The organism is Streptomyces purpureus, assembly GCF_014648195.1.
In the GTDB taxonomy this organism is placed as follows: Bacteria; Actinomycetota; Actinomycetes; order Streptomycetales; family Streptomycetaceae; genus Streptomyces; species Streptomyces purpureus.
Map to the genome: position 1 here is coordinate 1 of NZ_BMQQ01000034.1, position 7,441 is coordinate 7,441.

Sequence of the window (7,441 nt, forward strand, 5' to 3'; positions counted from 1 at the left end):
TCCGTGCCGTCCTCGGGGGTCCGTCCATCGAGGCGGTGCACACCAAGACCCGGCCGAGCACCGGACGGGCCCTCCGGGAGACGCCAGAGCGCGGACTCCGTGCCGTCCTCGGGGGCCCCTACGTCGAGGCGGTGCACACCAAGACCCGGCCGAGCACCGGACGGGCCCTCCGGGAGACGCCAGAGCGCGGACTCCGTGCCGTCCTCGGGGGCCCCTACGTCGAGGCGGTGCACACCAAGACCCGGCCGAGCACCGGACGGGCCCTCCGGGAGACGCCAGAGCGCGGGCCCCGTGCCGTCCTCGGGGGTGACCCACACGCGCGTGCCCGGCGGCAGCGCCGCGAGGGCGGCCGGCGGGGCCGGGTCGTCCGTCCAGAGCACCACCGTCGCGGGCAGCAGCCGCCGGGCCCGCGCGGCCTCGGCGGCCGCCAGGGAGGCCGCGACGGCCCGCTCGTCGGACGCGTCCACGTCCAGCGCGGCGAGGACCGCGACGACCGTGGCGTCCGGCACCTGGACCGTGACGCCTTCGGACGGTGAGTACGTGGTGGCGACCGAGTGCAGCGCGGCGAGGCGGGCCAGGGGCGTGGGGGCCATACGGGCTCCTAGGGAGGGGTCACATGCCGGGCGACTCCATGCCGCCGGCGGTACCGGGGGAGGTCGGTTCGCTGGTCAGGGGGGCCGCTTCGGCGAGCGGCGGTTCGCTGGTGAGCGGGGCGGCGTCGGCGAGCGGGGGCTCGCTCGTGAGGGGTATCGCGTGGTCGGCGCGGGGTCCGGGGACCTGTTTCGAGAGGGCGGACAGCAGCAACTGCGCGGATGCGGCCACGGGGGCCTCCTGTTCGTGTCGGTGATCTCCGGGACGGGTCTCGGTGATCGTCCGGGCGAGGGGGACACCTCAGCCCTACCCAGCCGGCGGCAAGACAGACCTACAGCCCATCCCACCAGGCAAAACGGACACAACGGCCACGCACATTGACACCTTCACCGGGTCGGTGGTGGGCTCACAACCCATCGGCTCGAAAACCCAGCGGTGGGACAAGGAAGGTCGAGGAGACAGACGTGCAGCTCGGGCGCAGCAAGCGGACCGCGACGGCCGTGGCGATCGCCGTGATCGGCGGGCTCTTCGGCACCGCCCCCGGCGCGGTCGCCGCCCCGGCCGCACCACACTCCCCCACCGACCCGGCCACCACCGCGCCCGACGCTCCCGAGCGCGCCGCCTCCACCGGGCAACCCGCCATATGGCCGCGCCCGCAGTCGCTGCGGACCACCGGGCCGTCCGTCGTCCTCAAGGACGAGGTGACGCTGCTGCTGTCCCCGGGGGTCGATCCGTACGCCGTCGCCGCGCTGCGCGGCCTGCTCGCGGAGGCGGGGGTGCGGACCGTCCACCCGGCCCTGCCGGGCCGTGGCACGGTCGTGCGCCTCGGCGGCCCCGGCGCGCAGGAGGCGCTGCGCGCCCTGCGTGTGCCCGAACGCGCCGATCTGCCGGACGGCGGCTACCGGCTGGCGACCGGCCGCTTCCAGGGCCGGCCGACGGTCGCGGTCGACGGCGTCGGTTCCGACGGGCTGTTCCACGCCGTGCAGACGCTGCGTCAACTCCTCGACAGGGAAACCGGTTCGCTGCGCGGGGTGGAGGTCAGGGACTGGCCAGGCACAAAGGTCCGGGGCCTGTCCGAGGGGTTCTACGGACGCCCGTGGAGCCACCAGGAGCGGCTGACGCAGCTCGACTTCATGGGCCGCACCAAGCAGAACCGGTACCTCTACGCGCCCGGTGACGACCCGTACCGCCAGACCCAGTGGCGCGACCCGTACCCGGCCGAGCAGCGCGCCAACTTCCGGGAGCTGGCCGAGCGCGCCCGGGCCAACCATGTGACCGTCGCCTGGGCCGTGTCGCCCGCGCAGTCGATGTGTCTGGCCTCCGACGACGACGTCAAGGCGCTCACCCGCAAGGTGGACGCGATGTGGGCGCTGGGCGTGCGTGCCTTCCAGCTGCAGTTCCAGGACGTCAGCTACAGCGAGTGGCATTGCGACCGGGACGCGGACACCTTCGGCCGGGGTCCCGAGGCGGCCGCCGCCGCCCACGCGCGCGTGGCCGGTGCGCTGGACCGGCACCTGGCCGAGCGGTACCCGGACGCGGAGCCGCTGACGGTGATGCCGACGGAGTACTACCAGGACGGCGCGACCGCCTACCGCACGGCGCTCGCCGCCAAGCTGGACGGACGGGTGCGGGTGGCGTGGACGGGCGTCGGTGTCGTGCCGCGCACGATCACCGGCCGTGAACTGGCCGGTGCCCGCGACGCGTTCCGCCATCCGCTCGTCACCATGGACAACTACCCGGTCAACGACTGGGCGCAGGACCGGCTCTTCCTCGGCCCGTCGCGGGGCCGTGAGCCGGCCGTCGCGTCCGGATCGGCCGCCTTCCTCGCCCAGGCGATGGCGCAGCCGTCCGCGTCCCGGATCCCGCTCTTCACGGCCGCCGACTTCGCCTGGAACCCGAAGGGTTACGTGCCGCAGGAGTCCTGGGACGCCGCCGTGGACGATCTCGCGGGCGGTGACCCGAAGACCCGCGAGGCCCTGCGGGCGCTCGCCGGGAACGACTCCTCCTCGATCCTCTCCCCGTCCGAGTCCGCCTACCTCAGGCCGCTGCTCGACGCCTTCTGGCGTACGCGCGCGGGAGCGGGCGCCCAGGCCCGGGACAAGGCGGCCCGTGAGCTGCGCGCGGCCTTCACCGTGATGCGGGAGGCCCCGCAGCGCCTGAAGGGGCCGGCGGACGGCCGTCTGGACGACGAAGTGGGTCCGTGGCTGGAGCAGTTGGCGCGGTACGGCCGGGCGGGTGAGTACGCGGTCGACATGCTCCAGGCCCAGGCCCGCGGCGACGGCACGGCGGCCTGGCAGTCCTCCCTGGCCCTGGAGCCGCTGCGCCGGGCCGTCCGGGCGAGCCGGGTCACCGTCGGCAAGGGGGTCCTGGACCCGTTCCTGGACCGGGCGGTCAAGGAAGGCGCGGCCTGGACCGGCGCCGACCGCAAGGACGGTACGGTCTCGCGCGCCTCCGGGGCGTACACGGTGACGCTGGACCGTACGCGGCCGGTGGAAACACTCACCGTGATGACCGAGCCCGGCACGGGCGACGGCGCGCGCGTGGAGGCGTACGTCCCCGGCGAGGGCTGGCGGCTGCTCGGCCCGCTGTCGACGAGCGGCTGGACCCAGACGGACGCCAAGGGGCTGCGGGCGGACGCGGTGCGGATCGTGTGGGACGGCACCGGCGCGGCGCCGGCCGTACGCAAGCTCGTCCCCTGGTTCGGCGACGCGCCGCGGGCCGCTCTCGCGCTGGCGCGGGCCCAGGCGGACGCGGAGATCGGCGGTCCGGCCCAGCGGGTGGACGTCGTCCTGTCGGCGCAGCGCCCGGACGAGGTCCGCGGCACGCTCACCGCGAAGGCCCCGGCGGGCATCGTGGTGCGGCTCCCCAAGGAGACGACGGTTCCGCGGGGCACGCGCGCGACGGTCCCGATGGACGTCTCGGTGGCGCCGGGCACCCCGGCGGGCGAGTACCGCGTCCCGGTCTCCTTCGCCGGGGAGGAGCGGGTCCTCACGGTCCGGGCCTTCCCCCGGACGGACGCGGTGGACCTGGCCCGTACGGGCACGGCCTCCTCGTCCGGCGACGAGACGCCCGACTTCCCGGCCCCCGCGGCCCTCGACGGGGATCCGGCCACCCGATGGTCCTCGCCGGCCGAGGACGGCGCCTGGTGGCAGCTGGAGCTGCCCGCGCCGGTCCGGCTCGGCCGGGTCGTGCTGCGCTGGCAGGACGCGCACGCTTCGAGGTACCGCGTCCAGGTGTCGTCGGACGGGGTCGTCTGGCGCACGGCGGCGACGGTCCTGGACGGCCGCGGCGGTGAGGAATCGATCCGCATGGACGCCCCCGACGCCCGCTTCGTACGGATCCAGGGGGACGCGCGGGCGACCCGGTACGGCTACTCGCTGTGGAGCGTGGAGGCGTACGCGGTCGCCGGGGGTACGCCGGGCGCGCCCGTGGCACCGAAGGCGCCGGGGCTGCCGGGGGCGTCGGAAGCCCCGGAAACACCTGTGACTCCTGCGACACCCGGGGCGCCCGGGGCGCCGCAGGAGTGAGAAGGAACCCCGGCCGGGACTTCCCGGGCCGGGGGCCGACCTGGTCCCACTGGTGTTCCCACCGGTGGTCCCCCCGCAGTCCCACCGGGGGCCGGCCCGGGGTTCCACCGGGGGCCGGCCTGGGGCGACCGGGATCCGACCCAGGGTCCCACCGGTCATCCCACCGAAGTCTCACCACGGGTCGGCCCGGGTTCCACCGGGGGCCGGCCGGGGTACAAAAAAACCCGCTCTCAGGCAGAGATGCCGTCGATCCGGGCCATCGCGTCGTCCGCGCCGTACGGCTGCAGGTAGGGCAGCCAGCGCGGGTCCCTATGCCCCGTGCCGATGATGCGCCAGGCCAGACCGGTGGGCGGCGCGGGCTGGTGGCGCAGGCGCCAGCCGAGCTCCATGAGGTGGCGGTCGGCCTTGACGTGGTTGCAGCGGCGGCAGGCGGCTACCACGTTCTCCCAGGCGTGCTGGCCGCCGCGGCTGCGCGGAATGACGTGGTCGACGCTGGTTGCGACGCCACCGCAGTACATACAGCGTCCGCCGTCCCGGGCGAAGAGCGCTCTGCGGGTAAGAGGAACGGGCCCCCGGTAGGGGACCCGCACGAAGCGCTTCAGCCGGACCACGCTGGGTGCGGGGATGACACGGGTCTCGCTGTGCATGAAGGCGCCGGACTCCTCGAGGCAGAGTGCCTTGTTCTCCAGAACGAGGACGAGCGCGCGGCGGAGCGGTACGACGCCGAGGGGCTCGTACGACGCGTTGAGGACCAGGACGTGCGGCACGGATGCCTCCTATGGCGCCGGCGGCGCGTGGCTCGCGCCGGGACGAACTGCTCTCAGTCTCTCCTCATGCCTGGTCGAAGCGCCACCACGTCCTCGTAACGGGTCGGGAGGATTTTGTGGCATCGACCACATGGCGGGCGTGTTGCTTGCTTCTTGGGAGCTTCCCCGGGTGAGGCTCGTCTCTCCCTCGAACAAGGCCGGGGGAGCACACCCGATGCCCCGTTAGTGTGGTTGGTCCGCCCTACGCATTGCCTGGAGGTACCCGCCGTGCCCTGGTCCGCCCCGTCGCTGGCCGCCGACCCGCTGAACGGTCCCGTCACTCTCGACGAAGCCGCGCAGAAGGCGACCAACGCCGCGGGCTGGGTGGAGGAGAACTGGTCCACCTGGCTCAACACCGGTCTGCGCATCCTGCTGATCATCGTGGTGGCGCTGCTGCTGCGGATGGCCATACGGCGTGCGCTGACGAAGCTGATCGAGCGGATGAACCGCTCGGCCCAGGCCGTCGAGGGCACCGCGCTGGGCGGTCTGCTCGTCAACGCCGAGCGGCGCCGCCAGCGCTCCGAGGCGATCGGTTCGGTCCTGCGCTCGGTCGCGTCGTTCCTGATCCTGGGCACGGCCGGGCTGATGATCCTCGGCGCCTTCAAGATCGACCTGGCGCCGCTGCTGGCGTCCGCCGGTGTGGCGGGTGTGGCGATCGGTTTCGGCGCCCGCAATCTCGTCACCGACTTCCTCTCAGGCGTCTTCATGATCCTTGAGGACCAGTACGGCGTCGGTGACTCGGTCGACGCGGGTGTCGCCTCCGGCGAGGTGATCGAGGTCGGCCTGCGGGTGACGAAGCTGCGCGGCGACAACGGCGAGATCTGGTACGTCCGCAACGGCGAGATCAAGCGGATCGGCAACCTGAGCCAGGGCTGGGCCACGGCCGCGGTGGACGTCACCGTCCGCCCGACCGAGGACCTGGACCACGTCCGCTCGGTGATCACCGAGGCCGCGGACGCGCTGGCCAAGGACGAGCCGTGGAACGAGCGGCTGTGGGGCCCGGTGGAGGTTCTCGGCCTGAACGAGGTCCTGCTCGACTCCATGACCGTCCGGGTCGCCGCGAAGACGATGCCGGGCAAGGCCCTGGGCGTCGAGCGCGAGCTGCGCTGGCGCATCAAGCGCGCCTTCGACGAGGCCGGCATCCGGATCGTCGGCGGCCTTCCCGCCCCGGCGGAGGAGTCCACCCCCGACCCGACGGCGGGTATGGCGGCGCCGTCGGCCTTCGCCTCGCCGACCTCCCCGCAGGGCGTGGCGGCGACCCCGCTGCCGCCGGCCCAGCCGACGAACCTGACGAAGTAGCGAGTGCCGTCAAGGGCGCCCCGGCCGTGCTGGCCGGGGCGCCCTTCTTTGCGTACCGGTCGGCCGGTGTCAGCCGTTGGTTGTCGCGAGCTTGGCGGCGAACCCGAGGAACAGCGCCCCGGCACCGCTGGTCAGCCCGGCCGACAGCCGCCTGCGGCGGCGGAACTGGGCCGAGAGGTAGGTGCCGGCCAGGATGAGTACGGTCACATAGCTCACGCTGATCACCTGGTAGACCCCGGCGAGCAGGGTGAAGGAGAGCGCGGGGTGCGGATAGGCCGGGTCCACGAACTGCACGAAGAAGGAGATGAAGAAGAGGATCGCCTTCGGGTTGAGCAGGGTGATGACCAGCGAGCGCCGGAAGGGCCGCTCGTCCCCGCCGGCCGTCTCGGCCGCCGCGGCCTCCGCCGGGAGGCGGCGGTCGCGCCACAGCCCCCAGGCCGCGCGGATCATCCCTACGGCGATCCAGGCGAGGTACCCGGCCCCCGCGTATTTGATCACCGAGAAGACCAGCGCGTTGGTCCGCAGCAGCGAGGCGAGCCCGGCCGCGGTGCCGACCATCAGCAGCGCCTCCCCGATGAAGACGCCGGCCGCGGCGCGGTATCCGGTCCGTACGCCGCGGCGTGCGGCGACGGACAGCGTGTACAGCGAACTGGGCCCCGGGAGAAGAATGATGAGGAGGGTCCCCAGGGCGTAGGTGGAAAGGTTGGTGACTCCCAGCATCGATCTCTCCCTTCGTTGTGTGCCGGACTCGGGGCCGGCTATCCGACGTTGTTGCCGGTACGTACGTTGTGCGCGGTGACGAGCTCGCCCACGTCGGCGATCCGGCTGAGCGCGTACTCCTCGGTGACGTGGGTGAAGTTCTCTGCCCGGCGGCGAGTTCCTCGATGTCGAGCAGGTCCTCCTCGCCGAAGCGGTCGTACGGCTCGGCGCTTCTCCGGCGTGATGGTGATGTCCAGACCGGCCAGGTAGGCGTCGATGTCGTCGCTGCTCCTGAAGAAGGAGGGACGATCGTAGTCGACGAGGAGATCCCAGGCGGGGCTGTTGGGCAGCGGGATGAACCGCGAGAACTCCACGACGACAGCTCCACCTCGCCGAGCATCCGCCGGATGCCGTCGATGGTCCGGTCGAGGGTGCGGGCCCGCTCGCCGGGCGCGCCGTGTGAATCCGGGTTTCCGAGGACTCAAGTCCCGTACGGATCAGGCCATTTCGACGTCGGGG

General features: G+C 73.2%; 6 protein-coding genes and 1 pseudogene. 2 read left to right on the plus strand and 5 right to left on the minus strand.

What is annotated here, in order from left to right; all coding sequences use genetic code 11:
- Together IEZ01_RS29970 and IEZ01_RS29975 are read right to left on the minus strand one after the other, a co-directional pair.
- Positions 1-593: pseudogene (locus IEZ01_RS29970) on the minus strand (4-alpha-glucanotransferase); the annotation flags it as partial.
- A gap of 19 nt (positions 594-612) precedes the next feature.
- Positions 613-822 (minus strand): hypothetical protein, encoded by a 210-nt coding sequence (locus IEZ01_RS29975; RefSeq protein ID WP_019886345.1) that lies wholly within the window; start codon positions 820-822, stop codon positions 613-615.
- Between the two features lie 233 nt (positions 823-1,055).
- Between IEZ01_RS29975 and IEZ01_RS29980 the strand changes: the two genes are divergently transcribed.
- The gene (locus tag IEZ01_RS29980) at positions 1,056-4,118 is read left to right on the plus strand and encodes a glycoside hydrolase family 84 protein (RefSeq protein WP_189204858.1); all 3,063 of its coding nucleotides are present in this window, start codon (positions 1,056-1,058) and stop codon (positions 4,116-4,118) included.
- A gap of 230 nt (positions 4,119-4,348) precedes the next feature.
- Here IEZ01_RS29980 and IEZ01_RS29985 read toward each other — a convergent pair whose 3' ends face one another.
- The gene (locus IEZ01_RS29985; protein ID WP_019886347.1) at positions 4,349-4,885 is read right to left on the minus strand and encodes an HNH endonuclease; all 537 of its coding nucleotides are present in this window, start codon (positions 4,883-4,885) and stop codon (positions 4,349-4,351) included.
- Positions 4,886-5,152: 267 nt separating this feature from the next.
- Between IEZ01_RS29985 and IEZ01_RS29990 the strand changes: the two genes are divergently transcribed.
- Positions 5,153-6,223 carry a mechanosensitive ion channel family protein gene (locus IEZ01_RS29990; protein ID WP_189204860.1) on the plus strand — a complete coding sequence of 357 codons (1,071 nt, stop codon included), beginning with the start codon at positions 5,153-5,155 and terminating at the stop codon, positions 6,221-6,223.
- A gap of 69 nt (positions 6,224-6,292) precedes the next feature.
- Here the strand turns inward: IEZ01_RS29990 and leuE are convergent, their stop codons facing one another.
- Together leuE and IEZ01_RS30000 are read right to left on the minus strand one after the other, a co-directional pair.
- Complete coding sequence (leuE, locus tag IEZ01_RS29995; protein ID WP_019886349.1) at positions 6,293-6,943, minus strand: leucine efflux protein LeuE; 651 nt, start codon at positions 6,941-6,943, stop codon at positions 6,293-6,295.
- A 38-nt stretch (positions 6,944-6,981) separates the two neighbouring features.
- A complete protein-coding gene (locus IEZ01_RS30000; protein ID WP_189204862.1) occupies positions 6,982-7,296 on the minus strand; it encodes a hypothetical protein in 315 nt (104 codons plus the stop codon).
- Positions 7,297-7,441 lie beyond the last annotated feature (145 nt).